The following is a 15849-nucleotide window of genomic DNA, read 5'->3' as shown; positions in this document are numbered from 1 at the left end:
CGACGGGGGTGCTGGCGGGCGAAGGCGAGGTGGTGCGGATGCGGGTGGCGTTGCTGTCGTACCGCTCGAAGCCGCATTCCGGCGGGCAGGGCACCTACGTACGCCAGCTCAGCCGTGGCCTGGTCGACATCGGGCACCGCGTCGAGGTCTTCTCCGGGCCGCCCTATCCCGAGCTTGATCCGCGCGTCCGCCTGACGCGGGTCCCGAGCCTCGACCTCTACCGCGAGCCGGATCCGTTCCGGGTGCCCAGGCTGGCGGAGTTCCGGGACGCGGTCGATGTGGCGGAGTTCGCGCTGATGTGCAGCGCCGGGTTCCCCGAGCCGTGGACCTTCTCGGTGCGCGTGGCGCGGCTGCTCGCCGAGCGGCACGGCGACTTCGACGTGATCCACGACAACCAGTCGCTCGGCAGCGGCCTGCTCGCGCTGCGTCGACAGGGCTGGCCGCTGGTCGCCACCATCCACCACCCGATCAGCCGCGACCGCCGACTCGATCTCGCGCGGGCGCGGGGCTGGCGGCGGATCACGGTGCGCCGCTGGTACGGCTTCTTGCGGATGCAGCGCCGGGTCGCCCGGCGGCTCCCGCACCTGATCACTGTGTCCGCGAGCTCTGCCGCCGACATCGTCGCCGACTTCGGCGTCTCGCCCAAGCAGATCACCACCGTGCCGCTCGGCGTGGACACCGCGCTGTTCGCGCCCGGCCGCGAGCGCGTGCCCGGTCGGATCGTCTGCATCGCGAGCGCCGACATGCCGCTCAAGGGCGTACCGGTTCTGCTGGAGGCGTTGGCCGCGCTGCGCGCCGATCGCGAGGTCGAGCTGGAGTTGATCACCCCGCCGGGCGGCAGCGCCGAGCGGCAGGTGCGCCGGCTCGGGCTCGCCGGGGCAGTGCGGATCCGTTCGGGGCTGTCGGAGGAGGAGCTGGCCGAGGCGATCGGCACCGCGCAGGTGGCGTGCGTGCCGTCGCTCTACGAGGGATTCTCGCTGCCGGCGGTGGAGGCGATGGCCAGCGGTACGCCGCTGGTGGCGACCCGCGCCGGCGCCATCCCCGAGGTGGTCGGCCAGGCGGCGATGCTGGTGCCGCCCGGCGACGCGGGTGAGTTGCGGCTGGCGCTCGCCAAGGTGCTCGACGACGCGCAACTGCGCGAGGCGATGGCGCGCCGCGGGCGCGAGCGGGTGCTGCAGCGCTACGGCTGGGTCGCCGCCGCGCGCGCCACCGCGCAGGTCTACACCCGGGCCATCGAGGAGTCCGGGGCCGCATACCGGAAGGGAGCATAGGTGCTCACATTCGACTTCGACCGGCTCGGCGTGGGCCCCGGCACTCGGGCGATCGACATCGGCGCCGGCCTCGGTCGGCACTCCTTCGAGCTCTACCGGCGCGGTGCCGAGGTGATCGCCTTCGACCAGGCCGTCGATGATCTTGCCCAGGTCAAGGAGCTGTTCGTGGCGATGGAACTCGAAGGGCAGGTGCCCGCCGGTGCGACCGCGGAGGTGGTCACCGGCGATGCCGCGCACCTGCCGTGGCCGGACGGCCACTTCGACCTGGTGATCTTGTCCGAGATCCTTGAGCACGTGCCCGGTGATCTTGCGGTGATCCGGGAGGCGGTGCGGGTCACCCGTCCCGGCGGGCGGGTCGCCGTGTCGGTGCCGCGGGCCTGGCCGGAGCGGATCTGCTGGGCCCTGTCGACCGAGTACCACACCGTGCCGGGCGGACACGTGCGGATCTACACCGAGACCGAGCTGATCGCGAAGTTGACCGCCGCCGGGCTGCGGCTGGACGGCCGCGGCGGGGCGCATGCCCTGCATGCGCCGTACTGGTGGTTGCGCGCCGGGCTCGGCGAAGATCATCCGCTGGCCCGGGCCTGGCACGCGATGCTGGTCTGGGACCTGATGAAGGCCCCCTGGCCGACGCGGGCCGCCGAGCGGCTGCTCGACCCGGTGCTCGGCAAGTCGATCAACCTCTACCTGACCCGACCATGACCGCGATCACCTCCCGCGCGGTGCCGGTGCTGCCCGGAGTGCTGTCGGCCGCGGAGGTACGCGCCACCGGCGCGGGGATCGCGGCGATGCAGCACCCGAGCGGAGCCATCCCGTGGTTCACCGGCGGGCACATCGACCCCTGGGACCATGTCGAGGCCGCGATGGGGCTGGCCGTCGCGGGATTCGTCGACGAGGCCGAACGGGCGTACCGGTGGAGTGCCGCGACCCAGCGCCCGGACGGGAGCTGGCCGATCAAGATCAACGCCGACGAGACGGTCGCCGACGACGGCACCGATGCCAACTTCATCAGCTACCTGGCCGTCGGGGTCTGGCACCAGTGGCTGGTCACCGGCGATGATCGTTTTCTGGCCGAGCTGTGGCCGATCGTGCGGGCCGCCGTGGACAAGGTGTGCGGGATGCGTACCACCGACGGCATGATCGCCTGGGCCGAGGACGCACGCGGGAATCGGTTCGACGAGGCGCTGGTCTCCGGCAGCGCCAGCGTGCACCACTCGCTGACCGCGGCGCTGGCGCTGGCCGAGGCCGTCGGGGAGCGGCGTCCGGACTGGGCAGAGCTGCGGGCCCGGATCGCCGATGATCTCGGCCGGCACCCCGAGCGGTTCGCCGACCGCCGTCGGTGGTCGATGGACTGGTACTACCCGGTGCTCGGCGGCGCGATCACGGGCGAGGCGGCCCGGGCCCGGCTGTCGGGCCGCTGGGAGGAGTTCGTGGTGCCGGGGTTCGGCATCCGATGTGTTGCCGACCGGCCCTGGGTGACCGGCGCGGAGACCTGTGAGCTGGCGATCTGTCTGGCGGGGCTGGGGGATCGCGACGGCGCGGAACGGCTGCTGGCGGACATGCAGCACCTGCGCGAGGCGGACGGCAATTACTGGACCGGGCTGGTCTTCAGCGACGGGCTGCGCTGGCCGGAGGAGTTGTCATCCTGGACGGCCGCCGCGATGCTGCTCGCCGCGGACGCGATCACCGTGGCGACCCCGGGGCATCGGGTGCACCGCCCGGCTCGCTGACGATCGTGTTGTCGCCGTAGTCGGCCAGGCAGCCGTCGCCGACCCTGCCCGGGTTCAGGTGCTTGTCCGCGCCGGTTGTCCGTTCGGCTGTGGCGCGCGCGGTCCGGGCGGGACGGCACGGCCCGCCCGCTTCAGCGATCGCAGGGCGATCGCGACATCGGCATGTTGCAGTCCCGGCAGGCCGCCGATCGTCCGGGAGATGAAGGTGTAGAGCTCGGACTCCGAGGCCACCGCGATCTCGCCGCACAGGTTCCGGTCGCCGGTGGTCGCCGCGATCATCAAGACCGCGGGATGCTCGGCGAGAACCGCCCCGGCCTTGCCGAGCTGGGTCGGGTTCACGTTCAGCCAGACGAACGCGTTCACAGCCAGGCCGATGGCCTCCGGTTCGACGACGGTTCGGGTACGCAGGGTGCCGCTCGCCATCATCTGCTCCACGTGATGCCGAGCGGTCACGGCGCTGATGCCGCAGCGCCGGGCGATCATGCGCCAGGACTGCCGGGCGTCGTCCTGCATGGCACCGGCGACCAGGGCCGCGACCGGGGGCAGATCCGCGCGATCGGGCGGGGAGGACTCCAGCCAGCGGTCGATACGCAATGCGCGCAGGGCTGCCACGGCGGCGTCGGGGAGCAGCGGCGGCATCCACCGATGCGGGGTGGAGTAGCGACGGATCACCTGATTGCTCCAGATCGCCTGCACTCCGTTCAGGGCGGGCAGTTGCTCGAGGGTGAGGTCGAGCAGATGGTCCTGGCTGGTGTAGCTGATCTCGGCGACCGCGTCGACGCTGCCGGTCACCAGCTTGACCGAACCGCACTCGGGCCACGATGCCAACCGCTCGACCGTGGACAAGACATTGCCGGGCGTACAGCGCAGCCGCACGAACAGCGACCGCGACCGGTTCGTGGCGCGGCTGTCGACGACGCCGGTGACCCACACGGTGCCGTCGGCGACGAGCCGGCTGACCCGGCGGGAGACGGTCGCCGGAGAGGTATGGGCCGCGTCGGCGAGCTGCGCATTGGTCGCCCGCGGATGGGCAAGCAGCCCGCCGATGACTCTCCGGTCAACCGCATCCATCTGAGGCGTCATTTGATTCACTTCCTCAGTCTTGGATCATCGTTCATTGCAAAAGGAGCGGGTGTTGCGACCGAATGGTACAGCTGGGATACGTTGCGGACAGGAACCGAGCGTGCGCCGACGCACCCGTGTTGCACGCTCCCCGCGATCCGAGGAGGCTGCACATGTCCCGTTTCCTGCATCGCTCGGCGGTGGCCGTCGCGGCCGCGTCCGTGCTGGTCCTTGCCGCCTGCTCCGGCGCCGGCGGTGACGCCGGGGAGTCTGACTCCGTCACCTTCTTGACGCCCCAGACATCACCCGAGCGGCTGGCTGCCCAGCAGGCGATCGCCGCCGCCTTCGAGCAGGAGTCCGGCATCAAGGTCGACGTGGTGCCGATGGCCGCTGCCGACCAGGACCAGGCTCTGGTCACGGGTGCCGCCTCCGGCGACGTGCCCGATGTGATCCTCGCATCGGCGACCCAGACCAGCGCCTGGAACGCCCAGGGCCTGCTCGACACAGATGCGGCAGCGGCCACGGTGGAGGCGCTCGGGCCGGGCACCTTCAACGAGCGCGCGCTGCAGGCGCTCACCCCGGAGAGCCAGGCCGCCGCAGTGCCGAGCGACGGGTGGACCCATGTCATCGCGTACCGGAAGGATCTGCTGGAGAAGGCAGGGGTCGAACCACCCACCAGCCTGGCGGAACTGGCCGCCGCCGCGACGACGATCAAGGAGAAGCTGGGCATCACCGGGCTGGCCTTCGGCACTCAGGCCGGCACCGCGTCGGCCACCGAAGGGATCCAGTCGCTCTTCCAGACCGCCGGCTGTGAGCTGGTGACCGACGGCATGGTGACCATCGACTCCCCGGAGTGCACCGCCGCAGCCGAGCAGTTCATGACCCTGCGGAACTCCTCGACCTCCGGTGACTTCGATGTCAGCAGCGCCCGGGCGGCGTACCTGAACGGCGATGCGGGCATGCTCTTGTTCTCCACCCACCTGTTGGACGAGCTCGCCGGGCTGGATGATGCCAACCCGCCGACCTGTGAGCAGTGCGCCGACGACCCGGCCTTCCTGGCCAAGCAGAGCGAGTTCCTGACCGTACTCAACCCGGACAACCCGCGGCAGTACGGCACCGTGCTTGGGTACAACATTCCGCAGGGTGCCAACGCCGAGGCCGCCCAGCGCTATGTCGAGTACGTCATGAGCACCGGCTATGTGGACACGCTCGCAGTCGCCACCGAGGGGCGGATCCCGCTGCGCAATGGCACCCAGGAGAACCCGACCGAGTATCTCGACGCCTGGGGCAGACTCGGGATCGGTGCCGGCGCCAAGGCGAGCGCGGGCGACCTGTACGGCGAGGAGTTCGTCGACAGCATGTCCACCGGCATCAACTCGGTCTACCAGTGGGGCATGGGTACGCCCGATGCCGAGCTCGCCGGAGTGGTGTTCAACCAAGGGGTACTGGCCGCGGAGATCGAGCAGTTGTACAGCGGCCGGCCAGCGGCCGAGGTCACCGCAGCCATGAAGAGCGCCGTCGAGGGAGTCCAGGCAGGGTTGTGACGGGCAGGGCTGTGACGGAACGTGTCCTGACCCGGCCGCGGCGGGGACAGTTGGCGCGGCGGGAGAGCCGACAGGGGCAACTGTTGACCCTCCCGACCCTGCTGGTGATCACCTTCGCCTCGATCCTGCCCCTGGTGCTGGTCTTCGTCTTCGCCTTCTCCGAGATCCGGCTGGTCGACATCCCCCGGATCGGCACCGAGCCGATCGAGTGGTCGCTGGCGAACTTCGAGCGCGCTTTCGGCAACCCGACCTTCTGGAATGCGCTCGGCACCACACTGCTCTATGCCACATTGACCATGATCGGATCGGTTGGCTGCGGGCTGGTGCTGGCGCTGTGCCTGCGCAGGCCGTTCCCCGGACGGGGTGTCGTGCGGGCGCTGCTGCTGGTGCCCTATGTCCTGCCGATCATCGCGGCGGTGACGATCTGGCAGACGATGCTGAATCCCCAGTACGGCATCGTCAACGCGATCGGCCGGGAGTTCCTCGGCTGGTCGGCCCCGGTGGCTTTCCTGAACACCACCACGGTGGAGGCGTGGGGGATTCCGATCCCGCTGTCGCTGCTGGTCGTGGTGGTTTTCGAGATCTGGAGCTCCGCGCCGCTGTCCTTCCTGTTCATCACCGCCCGGCTGCAGAGCGTGCCCGTCGAGCTGGAGGAGGCGGCGGCGCTCGACGGCGCCTCCCGCTGGCAGACATTGACGCAGATCGTCCTGCCGCAGCTACGGGGGGTCATCCTGCTGCTCTGCCTGCTGCGATTCATCTGGACCTTCCAGAGCTTCAACGAGGTCTATCTGCTGACCGAGGGGGCGGGGGGCACCCAGGTGATGGCGCTGAAGGTCTACACCGAGCTGATCACTCGCGCCGATATCGGCAGTGCCGCCGCCTACGGCCTGCTGATGTCGGCCGTGCTGACCGTGCTGCTGGCCGCGTACGTGATCATCGGACGCCGCAAGGAGGCCATGTGAGCTCTCGCTCCTCGTTGCGTAGCCCGCTCCCGCTGCGGATCCTCCGGGGCGTGATCATCGCCGCTGCGCTGGTCGCCGCACTGGGCCCCGTGCTCTACGGCGTACTGCTCACCCTGCGACCGGCGTCGTCGGTGATCCGGGAGCCGCTGCGGCTGATCCCCGGCCCGGACGAGATCGATCTGTCCGCCTATGCCACCGCGATGCTGAACGAGTCGGCCGGCGGATTCGGGCTGGGGCGCTTCGTCCTGAACTCCCTGCTGGTGGCGCTGTGCACGGTCGTGTTGTCGATCCTGGTGTCGGTGCTCGGCGCCTATGCTGCCGCCCGCCTGCGCTATGCCGGTCGAGGCGTGGTGAACGCGATCATCCTCGCGGTCTATCTGTTCCCCGGGATCGTCTTGTCCGTACCGCTGTTCGTACTGCTCGCCCGGGTTGGGCTCACCGGTTCGCTGGCCGGGTTGTTCCTGGTCTATGTGGCGAGCACCGTGCCGGTCGCGCTCTACATGATGCGCAACTACTTCATCGCCTTGCCGATCAGCATCGAGGAGGCGGCCACGGTCGACGGCGCCTCGCTGCCCAGGATGCTGTGGAACATCATCTTGCCGGTGGCGATCCCCGGTGTCGTCTCGACGGCAATCTATACGTTCATGATCGCCTGGAACGAGTACTTCTACGCCCTGCTTTTCCTGGTCCAGCGCCGGGAGCAGTGGACCGCACCGCTCGGTATCGCGCAGTTGAGCGATTTCGACGTGCCCGTGACCGTCCTGCTGGCCGGATCGATCACCGTGACGGTGCCGGTGATCATCCTGTTCTCGGTCGTCCAGCGATTCCTGATCGACGGGCTCACCTCCGGGGCCGAGAAGTGACCGCGGACTCGCGGGAGGGGGCGACCGGTGGGCGCGGCCGAGGCGTGCTGCGGGCTCAACCGGGCCGGACCGGGCTGCCGGTGGCCAGCGACTCGTAGGCGGCCAGGGCGATCGCCATGCTGCGCCGACCGCTACGCCCGTCGGGCTGCGGCGCGACCCCGGTGCGGATGCCGTCGAGGAAGGCCGCGAGCATCGCGGCGTTCGCATCCTCGCCGTAGTCGCGCCGCAGCGGCCTTCCCTGTTCACCGGAGAATCCGGAGATCTGTTGGGAGTCGAAGGCGTCCATGTCGGCCAGACCGCCGGTGCCGAGCACCTGCAGGGTGAGGCCGCCCCAGACCAGGTCGCTGTCCGGGCGCGACCAACTGCAATCGATCGTGCCGATCACGCCGTTGGCATACTCGATCGAGACCAGGCCGCCGGTCTCGGCTCGCGCGCGGTCGGAGTTGATCATGGTGTTGGCCGCCGCCAGCACCGAGGTCGCCTCGGTGTCGGGCAGCAGGACCGTCAGCAGGTCGGCGATGTGCACCGTATGGTCCATGATCGCGCCGCCGCCGGATTCGGCCGGCTCGGAGAACCAGGCCCGTTCGGAGGGGAGCTTGCCGTTGTTCGTGCCGGCATAACTGACCAGTTCCCCGAGCTGCCCGGACTCCAGCGTGGCCTGCAGGGCGGCGAACGGTCGGGAGAAGCGCACCGGATAGGCCGTCATCAGGTGCACCCCGGCCGCGGCGCACGCCTCGATCATGGCATCGGCATCCGTCAGCGAGGTCGCCAGCGGTTTCTCGCAGAGCACGTGGATACCGGCGCCGGCGATCTTCTCGGTCGCCTCGCGGTGCCGGCTCGTCTCGGTGCAGACGATCACTCCGTCGGGATGCCAGGACAGCAGTTGATCGAGATCGTCGAAGTACCGGGCGCCGTAGGCGGCGGCGGCCTCCGGGCCGCGTGGTGACCCCTCGAGGGGCGGCGTGTCCACCAGCCCGACCTCCACCCCGGGACGCTCGGCCAGGACCCGCAGATAGCTGTACCCGTGGGTGTGGGCGAGGGAGTGGATGCCGATCCTCATGCGCTGCGCTCCTCGGGCTGCGTGCTGGTCCATGCGTCGCCGAGCCGGACCGGACGCCCGGCCCGTGCCGATTCCGACGCGGCGGTGGCGATCGTGACCGCTTGCACCCCGTCGAACGCCGATACCCGGGTGGGGGCGCCGTCGCGGATCGCGGACAAGAACTCGCCGAGCTGATCATGGAACGGGCTCCGGCCGAGGTTGCGCGGGAGCAGGCCGCCGCGGGGTTGACCCGGCGCCGGGGCGTCCACGCGTACCGGTCGGTTGTCGGCGGAATCGTGGCGCAGATAGCCCGCGGTGCCGGCCACGGAGAAGGCGGTTCGAAAGCTGGTGCCGGCGCTCGCCCAGGCGCCGAAGGCGCTGCTGATCGCCCCTGATGCGTGCCGCATCACCACCTGGGCGGCGGTCACCTCACCCGTGTCGGCCGCGCGGGTGACGGAACGGGCGAAGACCTCGGTCACCTCACCGGCCAGCCAGCGGGCCATGTCCAGGTCATGGATCATCTGGTCGAGGATGATGCCGCCGGCGAGCGCCGGTTGATGGAACCACTCGCGCTTCGGGCGCTCGGCGATCCGGGTGAACCGCAGCACGGCCGGCGTACCGACGATGCCGGCGGCCACCTGCTGCTGCAGCGCCCGGTATTCGGGGAAGAAGCGGACGACCTGGGCCGGGAACAGCGAGACACCGGCTGCGGCGCAGGCGGACATGATCTCTCGCGCCTGTTCCGGATCCAATCCGAGCGGCTTCTCACAGATCACCGGGCGGCGGGCCGCGACGGCCTGCAACACCAGATCGCGATGGGTGTAGGTCGGGCTGCAGATGTCGACGATGTCGGCGCGCTCCAACAGCTCCGCCAGGCTGGTCACGGCCTCACCGGCGCCATGCCGCTCGATCAGCCCGGCGGCGCCCTCGTCGACGGAGTACACCAGTACGCGGACACCGAGGTCGCGCCATGCCGGTAGATGCGCATTGGCGATCCCGCCGGCGCCGATGATGCCGACGGTGATCAATTCGCTGTCGGCCGGTTCTCCCATTGCCGCCCTTCCCTGGCTGCGTGCTGTGCTCGCGCCGGACGCTAGCAGCCGCGGTGCCTGCGGAGATCGGACTTCGAGCGGCCTGAAGGAGGCAGGTCCGAAGTCGGGCGCGACTGAACGAAAGTTGTTTCAGAACTGCACTCGATGAGAAGTACAAGCATGTTGCGGAGATTTGTTGATCGGAAGCGGCGAACGTATCGGGCACTCGTGCACGAAGGGTTGCCGCGCGCTGCGAGGCCGCTGAAGAATCAGGGCCGTGAGCGACACCGAACCCGGCATCGATCTTTCCGACCGGAGCGCCCTCTCCCGCCGCGCCGCGCTGCGTGGCGGCGCGGCGGTGCTGGTGGGCGCGGCCGCCGCGTCGACGCGGTCCCCGCGCGCCGCGGCTCAGCCAGGCACGCCGGAGTCTCGGCGTACCGTCGCGTTCCTGACCGATACCCACGTCGATCCGGAGAATGCCCGGCATCTGACCAACCTGCGGGCCGTGTTCGCCGCGATCGAGGCCGATCGGCCGGACCTGGTGCTGCACGGGGGTGACGTGACGGAATACGGGAGCGCGGCGGAGTACCAGGCCTATCTCGACCTGGTGCCGGCATCGCTGCGAGACATCGTCTGGCATGTGCCGGGCAACCACGAGATCCGCTGGGACGTGACGGCCGCGGAGCTGTACGAGCGGTACCTTGATCAACGCAATGTGGAGGTGCACCTGGCGGGAATCCAGTTCTTGTTGCTGGATCCGACAATCTGGCAACAAGAGGTTGGCTACTACACCGACCAGGACCTCGCCTGGCTGCGGCGCAAGCTGCAGAACAAGTCGGCGAAGACCCCCACGGTGTTGGTCACGCACTATCCGATGGCCGAGGGCCACTACTACGTTGTCAATACCGATGACCTGCTGCGAACGATCGAGGGCCGCAATGTGCAACTCGTGCTCGCCGGGCACACCCACCGACAACTGATCGACCTGTTCAACGGCCTCACCCAGTTGGAGGGAGCGGCCGTCAAGAACGCCGCCCAGTACTACCGGCTGACAGTCGTCGGCGAGGCCCGGCGACCGTCGCGGTTGCTGGTGGAACACGTCGGCATCGACAACCCGGAGCGCCCCGAGGACCGCCGTATCACCGAGGTGGTCGCCCTGCAGCTCGATGATCATCGCGGCCATCGCGAACGGCAACGCCGTCGGCAACCCGATCGTCTGCGGGTGCGGGTACGCGGGGACGAGCTGCTGATCACCGCCGTGACGAGCCAGCCGTCCGAAGGTCTGACGGCCCGGTGCGGGATCTACCAGCAACAGCTCTACGCCGGATCGATCGCGGAGAAGTGGACCCAGCTCACCCGCCGCGGCCGCAGCATCGAGGGGAGCCTGGACATCTCCGGCCTGCCGCCGGGTGAGCACCGCGTGAATGTCGAGTTCGTCGACGGCGACTCGCGCTGGCGGGTGATCGAGACGTTCCGCATCGATTCCGACGCGTACCGACCCGTCGACGATGTCGCGCTCGGCGCGATCATCACCGGTGGCACGGTTCGGGTCGGAAACCGAGTGGTGGTTCCGGGCGCGGTCAACGGCGTGACCGCGCTGCAGGTCGGCCGGCGGCTGACGCGCGCCTGGGAGGCCGATACCGGGCCGGTGCTGACGAACCTGGCGGTCAGCGAGGATGAATCTCTGCTGGTGGCGGGATCGGCTGACGGCTATCTGATCGGTCTGGAAGCAGACAGCGGTAAGCAGCTCTGGCGCACGGGCCTGGGTGGGCCGGTGATGGCCGACCCGGCGATCTTCAAAGCGTCCGGGCGGCAACGGGTCGCGGTGATGGTCGGCGCCGAGCTGGTGTTGCTGGACGCCTCCGGCGAGGTGATCTGGTCCCGTCCGCAGCCCGGCATCAGCGCCGGCCGGGTCGCCGCCGATGACGAACTGATCTTCCTCGGCACCGGCGACGGCAAGGCGCGGGCGGTCAGGATCGAGGACGGCTCGCCGGTCTGGGAGGTGCTGCTGGCCGATCGTCCGGACGCCTACCGGAGGCTGATCTACGGTCCATGGACGACCCAGGCGACGGTGATCGACGATCGCGCGGTCTTCGTGGCGACGGTCTCCGGCGGGTACGCGCTGGACCGGGCGAGTGGCGAACAGGTCTGGGCGATCGAGCAGTCCTATCTGTATTCGGCGGCCCGGCCGCTGGCCGGCGGGGACCTGTTGCTGATTGACGAGTGGGGTGCGGCCAGCCGGGTCGAGGCGGCTACCGGCAATGTGCGGTGGACCACCGACCGGATGGTCTCCCGCTCGCTGGATGCGGCGCCGGTGATCGACGGCGAGACGGCCTATGTGATCGGCACCATGGGTGATCTCGCCGTGCTCGATCTGGCCACCGGGGAGTACCGGAAGGTGCGCCAGCTTTCCGCCTCGCCGGTGATCTCCTCACCGACGCTGATCGACTCGATGCTGATCAGCGCCCATCTCGACGGACGGGTACTCCTGACTCGGCTCGATTAGCGGTATTCATCCCCGGCGGAGCACGCGCAACGAGCCCCGGGCGCCGATCTCGGTGAAGGCGCCCGACTCCAGCGCCTGACGATAGATCTCGTACGGCGGCCGGCCGCCGTCGGCCGGGTCCGGGAACACGTCGTGGATGATCAACAACCCGCCGGCCTCGATCCACGGCGCCCAGCCGTCGAGATCGCGCCGGGCCGCCTCCAACGTGTGACTGCCGTCGATGAACACGGCGCGCACGGGCGTACGCCACCAGCGCGCGATCTCCTCCGAACGGCCGACCATGATCGTCACGTGCTCCTCGATCCCGGGCACGGCCACGGCTGCCCGGTTCAGGGTGTCCCGTAGCCGGGGGAGGGTGTCGATGCTTCCAGTGGCCGGGTCGACCAGGCCGGGGTCGTGGTACGCCCAGCCCGGCTGGTGCTCCTCGGAGCCGCGATGATGATCAATCGTCACCACCTGGCCGCCGGTGATCATCGCCGCCGCGGCCAGGAACAGCGTCGAGCGGCCGCAGTAGCTGCCGATCTCGATCAACACGCCGTCACCCAGCCCGGCGAGCGCCGCCGCGTGCAGCGCCTCGCCCTCGTCGGTCGGCATGAAGCCGTCGGTGCGGTCGATCACGGCGCGCAGCGGGTCGGGCAGGGTCATGGCGGCATTCTCCCGCTCCCCGGCCCGTGATTGACTTCGGGTCCATGAGCGACGAAGCGGCCGTGATCTGCGAGCTCGGCGACGACGCGATCGCGCGGGTACGCCTGAACCGCCCGGACAAGCACAACGGGCTGAACGACGCGATGCTCGCCGGCCTGATCGCCACCGCGCACCGGCTGCGCCGCGATCGCGAGCTGCGCGGCGTGCTCCTGTCCGGGGCCGGCCCGAGCTTCTGCGCGGGGCTGGACTTCAAGGGGGTCTCGTTCGCGCCTCGCGATTTCCTGCCGAGGTTCGTGCCGAACCCGTGGCGCGGCACGAACACGTTCCAGGAGGCCTGCTGGGCGTGGCGGCGGATCCCGGTGCCGGTCGTCGCCGCGGTTCACGGCAACTGCCTGGGCGGCGGGCTGCAGCTTGCGCTCGCGGCCGACATCCGGATCGGTACGCCGGATGCGCGCTGGTCGGTGATGGAGGCGAAGTGGGGGCTGGTGCCGGACATGACCGGCGTGCGTACCCTCGCCCAGCTCGTCGGGATCGACGTCGCCAAGCGGCTGGCGATGACCGCGGAGGTGATCGACGGCGCCGCGGCCCACCAGCTCGGGCTGGTCACCGAGCTGGCCGACGATCCCGAGGGGATTGCGACGGAGCTGCTGGCCTCGATCGCCGGACGTTCCCCGGATGCCATCGCGACGATCAAGCGGTTGTTCGACCGGGCCTGGCCGGGCAGCGACCGGCGTACCTTCGCACTCGAACGCGCCGCCCAGCTCCCGCTGCTGTTCGGTGCCAACTTCGCCATTGCCCGCAAGGCCGGGCTGGCCGGCGAGCGTCCGGTGTTTCGTCCCCGCCGCTGAGGACCGAACAGACGGCCTACCAGGCCAGCTCGTCGCACCCCTGGTGGTTGGCGGGCTCGACCTGCAGAGTTGCGTGCTCGATCGCGAACCTGGTCCGCATCACCTCGCGTGCCGCATCGAGCACGCTGTGCGCGTCGGCGCCGTCGTCGGTGACCAGGTGGGCGGTGGCGACGTTCATTCCCGAGGTCAGGGTCCACAGGTGCAGGTCGTGCACGCTCTGCACGCCGGGGCAGGATTCCAGAGCCGTCGTCACCTCGCCGACATCGATGCCGTCCGGCGTACCCTGCGAAAGGACGTGCAGCACCTCGCGGCCGAGCATGATCGCCCGCACGGCGACGAAGATCGCGATGGCGAGACCGATCAAGGTGTCCCACAGCGCCTGACCCGTCGCCTGGACCAACACACCGGCGACGATCACGCCGACCGAGCCGAGCGTGTCGGCCATCACCTCGAGGTAGGCGCCCTTGACGTTCAGGGATTCCTTCGATCCGCCGCGCAGCAACAACAGGGCGATGATGTTGATCAGCAGACCGATGCCACCCACGACGAACATGATCATCGTGTTGACCTCGACCTCGGGCTTGCCGATCCGGTCGACGGCCCCGTAGCCGATGGAGATGGAGACGATCAACATCAACAACACGGCGAGGCCGGAGGCGAAGATCTCGGCGCGATACCACCCGTAGGTCCGCTTGCCCGTCTCGTCGCGGGTGCTCGCGAGTTTGGTGGCGACGAGCGCGGCACCCAGCGCCACCACATCCGCGGCCATGTGTCCGGCATCGGAGATCAGGGCCAGCGAGTTGGAGATGATGCCGAAGACCAGCTCCACCACGAAGAACGTCAGGACCAGGCCGAACGAGAGCTGGAGCCGCCAGCGATTGCGGCCGCCGGCGTGCCCGGCGGGGGCGTGGGAGTGTCCGGAACCCATCAGGCGGTCTCCTTCTTGGAATCGGTCGCGGAGCCCGCGTGGGAGACGTGTTCGCGGGTCAGATCGAGCAGCATTCGCACGTGGGCGTCGGCCAGCCGGTAGAAGACGAGCCGGCCCTCGCGCCGGGCGGTGACAACCCCCGACATGCGGAGCAACCGCAGCGCGTGGGAGGCGGTCGCCTCCTGGACGCCCGTCGCCGCGGCGAGATCGCAGACGCAGAGCTCGCCGGCCTCGAGCAGCGCGTAGAGCAGTCGGGTCCGGGTGGGATCGCCGAGCAGCTTGAACAGCGTCGCCGTGGCGGCCAGCTCCGGCTCGCTCAGCGCAGCGGATCGCACCATCGCGACCTTCTCGGGGTCGACATGATCGGTCGCACAGCCGCCGACCGTCGTAATCTCGACATCTGATCGCATGTGCAGATGTTTACACGGTCCGGCGTCCGGTGGCAATCCCGCCGTCCCCCACGGCCGCGATTCAGGGGGTACGCAGATGCGCGCGGGCGGCGGAGCGTACCGCCGTGGTGAGCCGGTCCAGCAGGTCCGAGGCCAGCCGCCAGCGCTGCCAGTGCAGGGCGATGTCGACGTGGCGGCGGCCGAGCCGCAACAGGCGCCCGGATTTCAGGTCGCCGCCCAACTGGTGCTCGGGTACCAGACCCCAGCCCAGTCCCGCGCGGACCGCGACGGCGAAGTCGGCGGAACTGGGGACGAGGTGGACCGGCGTACCCGGTTCGGCACCGAGCCTGCGCAGCAGCCCGTGTTGGAGGTCGTCCTTGGCGTTGAACCGGATCAGCGGTAGCCGCGACCAGATCGTTCCGCGCGAGGTCACCGCTCCGGTGCGTTCGATCAGCTCCGGGGTCGCCACGGGCAGATATCGCATCGCGCCGAGCGGTTCGATCGAACAGCCCTGGACCGGTTGCGGATCGGAGGTGACGGCGGCCAGTGTCTCGCCGGAGCGCAGCAGGTCCGCGGAATGATCCTGGTCCTCGATCCGGAGGCGCAGTGCGACGCCCGGCCAGGTGCCGATCTCGGCCAGTACCGGCGTGAACCACGAGCCGACGGAGTCGGCATTGATCGCGAGCGGGAGCTGGGTGGTGACGGTGCCCGGACCCTCGAGCCGCGCCGCCGTCTCGTCCTCCAGCAGCGCGAGCTGGCGCGCCAGGCGGAGCAGTTCCGCACCGGCGGGGGTGGTTCGGCACGGCTTGGTACGCCGCAGCACGAGCTGTCCGACGCTGCGCTCCAGCGCCCGGATGCGCTGGCTGAAGGCCGACGGGGTGATGTGCAGGGCGCGGGCCGCCGCGTCGAAGGTCTCGTGGTCGACCGCGGCCGCCAGCGCCTCCAGTTGGGCGCGATCCCAGCCTCGGGTGTCGCTCATGGGTGTCCAGCCTAGATGAAGCTTTGCTACAGGTAATGCAGAATTACGCGAT

At 69.7% G+C, this 15849-nt stretch carries 15 protein-coding genes; 8 read left to right on the top strand and 7 right to left on the bottom strand.

Going from position 1 to position 15849, the window contains the following annotated elements; all coding sequences use genetic code 11:
• Positions 1 to 8: 8 nt before the first annotated feature.
• From ACXDC7_RS02260 to ACXDC7_RS02250, 3 genes are read left to right on the top strand one after another with little or no spacing between them, the layout of a single operon-like run.
• On the top strand, positions 9 to 1271 hold the full coding sequence (locus ACXDC7_RS02260; protein WP_459221038.1) for a glycosyltransferase family 4 protein: 1263 nt from the start codon (positions 9 to 11) through the stop codon (positions 1269 to 1271).
• Positions 1272 to 1973, top strand: a complete 702-nt coding sequence (locus ACXDC7_RS02255; protein WP_459221037.1) for a class I SAM-dependent methyltransferase — start codon at positions 1272 to 1274, stop codon at positions 1971 to 1973.
• Positions 1970 to 3001: a prenyltransferase gene (locus ACXDC7_RS02250; RefSeq protein ID WP_459221036.1), complete on the top strand. Its 1032-nt coding sequence runs from the start codon at positions 1970 to 1972 to the stop codon at positions 2999 to 3001. Before ACXDC7_RS02255 ends, ACXDC7_RS02250 begins: the two co-directional genes overlap by 4 nt.
• 54 nt (positions 3002 to 3055) lie before the next feature.
• Here the strand turns inward: ACXDC7_RS02250 and ACXDC7_RS02245 are convergent, their stop codons facing one another.
• Positions 3056 to 4072, bottom strand: coding sequence for an Lrp/AsnC family transcriptional regulator (locus ACXDC7_RS02245; RefSeq protein WP_459221035.1), 1017 nt, complete (start codon positions 4070 to 4072; stop codon positions 3056 to 3058).
• 164 nt (positions 4073 to 4236) lie between these two features.
• Here ACXDC7_RS02245 and ACXDC7_RS02240 point away from each other — a divergent pair, with 164 nt between their 5' ends.
• The 3 genes from ACXDC7_RS02240 to ACXDC7_RS02230 all read left to right on the top strand — a co-directional run bounded on the left by ACXDC7_RS02240 (position 4237) and on the right by ACXDC7_RS02230 (position 7432).
• Positions 4237 to 5607, top strand: coding sequence for an ABC transporter substrate-binding protein (locus ACXDC7_RS02240; RefSeq protein ID WP_459221034.1), 1371 nt, complete (start codon positions 4237 to 4239; stop codon positions 5605 to 5607).
• Between the two features lie 83 nt (positions 5608 to 5690).
• A complete protein-coding gene (locus tag ACXDC7_RS02235; RefSeq protein ID WP_459221033.1) occupies positions 5691 to 6569 on the top strand; it encodes a carbohydrate ABC transporter permease in 879 nt (292 codons plus the stop codon).
• Positions 6566 to 7432: a carbohydrate ABC transporter permease gene (locus ACXDC7_RS02230; RefSeq protein WP_459221032.1), complete on the top strand. Its 867-nt coding sequence runs from the start codon at positions 6566 to 6568 to the stop codon at positions 7430 to 7432. Before ACXDC7_RS02235 ends, ACXDC7_RS02230 begins: the two co-directional genes overlap by 4 nt.
• A 55-nt stretch (positions 7433 to 7487) precedes the next feature.
• On the opposite strand, the gene ACXDC7_RS02225 is transcribed toward ACXDC7_RS02230, so the two are convergent.
• Complete coding sequence (locus ACXDC7_RS02225; protein WP_459221031.1) at positions 7488 to 8492, bottom strand: Gfo/Idh/MocA family protein; 1005 nt, start codon at positions 8490 to 8492, stop codon at positions 7488 to 7490.
• Positions 8489 to 9523: a Gfo/Idh/MocA family protein gene (locus tag ACXDC7_RS02220; protein ID WP_459221030.1), complete on the bottom strand. Its 1035-nt coding sequence runs from the start codon at positions 9521 to 9523 to the stop codon at positions 8489 to 8491. The genes ACXDC7_RS02225 and ACXDC7_RS02220 overlap by 4 nt, the downstream gene beginning before the upstream one ends.
• Positions 9524 to 9779: 256 nt before the next feature.
• On the opposite strand from ACXDC7_RS02220, the gene ACXDC7_RS02215 reads away from it, so the two are divergent.
• Positions 9780 to 12008, top strand: coding sequence for an outer membrane protein assembly factor BamB family protein (locus ACXDC7_RS02215; RefSeq protein WP_459221029.1), 2229 nt, complete (start codon positions 9780 to 9782; stop codon positions 12006 to 12008).
• Positions 12009 to 12014: 6 nt separating this feature from the next.
• Here the strand turns inward: ACXDC7_RS02215 and ACXDC7_RS02210 are convergent, their stop codons facing one another.
• Complete coding sequence (locus ACXDC7_RS02210) at positions 12015 to 12653, bottom strand: class I SAM-dependent methyltransferase (protein ID WP_459221028.1); 639 nt, start codon at positions 12651 to 12653, stop codon at positions 12015 to 12017.
• A 44-nt stretch (positions 12654 to 12697) separates the two neighbouring features.
• On the opposite strand from ACXDC7_RS02210, the gene ACXDC7_RS02205 reads away from it, so the two are divergent.
• The gene (locus ACXDC7_RS02205) at positions 12698 to 13501 is read left to right on the top strand and encodes a crotonase/enoyl-CoA hydratase family protein (protein WP_459221027.1); all 804 of its coding nucleotides are present in this window, start codon (positions 12698 to 12700) and stop codon (positions 13499 to 13501) included.
• A 16-nt stretch (positions 13502 to 13517) separates the two neighbouring features.
• Here the strand turns inward: ACXDC7_RS02205 and ACXDC7_RS02200 are convergent, their stop codons facing one another.
• The 3 genes from ACXDC7_RS02200 to ACXDC7_RS02190 all read right to left on the bottom strand — a co-directional run bounded on the left by ACXDC7_RS02200 (position 13518) and on the right by ACXDC7_RS02190 (position 15797).
• Complete coding sequence (locus ACXDC7_RS02200) at positions 13518 to 14429, bottom strand: cation diffusion facilitator family transporter (protein WP_179445031.1); 912 nt, start codon at positions 14427 to 14429, stop codon at positions 13518 to 13520.
• Positions 14429 to 14839 (bottom strand): ArsR/SmtB family transcription factor, encoded by a 411-nt coding sequence (locus ACXDC7_RS02195; RefSeq protein ID WP_459221026.1) that lies wholly within the window; start codon positions 14837 to 14839, stop codon positions 14429 to 14431. Before ACXDC7_RS02195 ends, ACXDC7_RS02200 begins: the two co-directional genes overlap by 1 nt.
• A gap of 61 nt (positions 14840 to 14900) precedes the next feature.
• The gene (locus tag ACXDC7_RS02190; RefSeq protein ID WP_459221025.1) at positions 14901 to 15797 is read right to left on the bottom strand and encodes a LysR family transcriptional regulator ArgP; all 897 of its coding nucleotides are present in this window, start codon (positions 15795 to 15797) and stop codon (positions 14901 to 14903) included.
• Between the last annotated feature and the right edge of the window lie 52 nt (positions 15798 to 15849).

Source organism: Naumannella huperziae, from assembly GCF_054073625.1.
Note: the sequence above shows the minus strand (reverse complement) of the source record. Positions and strands in the feature narration are given on the sequence as shown.